General features: G+C 59.3%; 1 protein-coding gene. It reads right to left on the reverse strand.

All coding sequences use genetic code 11. From position 1 onward, the window contains the following. Nucleotides 1-4: 4 nt before the first annotated feature. On the reverse strand, nt 5-482 hold a 478-nt coding region (locus tag JF66_RS20065; protein WP_035880656.1), incomplete at its 5' end, for an alanine:cation symporter family protein.

Below are 482 nucleotides of genomic sequence, written 5' to 3' on the forward strand. Positions count from 1 at the left end.
GTTTCTATTTTTCGACCATGGCGAATTCGCCGGTCTCGACCTTGGCGCGGTAGCCGAAGATCTCCTTCTTGATGACGCGGGCCATGAGATAGAGCCCGATCACATTGGGGATCGCCATCGCGAAGATCATCGCATCGGAGAACGCGATGACAGGACCGAGCGACAGGGATGCTCCCACGACAGTGAAGATGCAGAACGCAATCTTGTAGGCGAACTCCGCACGGCGGCTGTCTTTGAAGAGGTAGCCGGTGGCCTTCATGCCGTAGTAGGACCAGGAGATCATGGTGGAGAAGGCAAACAGCACGACCGCGACGGCCAGCAAGATCGGGAACCACGGTGCCACGGTTTCGAAGGCGGCGGAGGTTGTTTCGACTCCGGGAGCGCTCGACGTGTCGCTCCAGGTGCCCGTGATGATGATCGCGAGGGCGGTCATCGTGCAGATCACCACGGTGTCGATGAACGGTTCGAGCAGGGCGACGAAA

Origin of the sequence: Cryobacterium sp. MLB-32, from assembly GCF_000738085.1 — a bacterium.
GTDB lineage: Bacteria > Actinomycetota > Actinomycetes > Actinomycetales > Microbacteriaceae > Cryobacterium.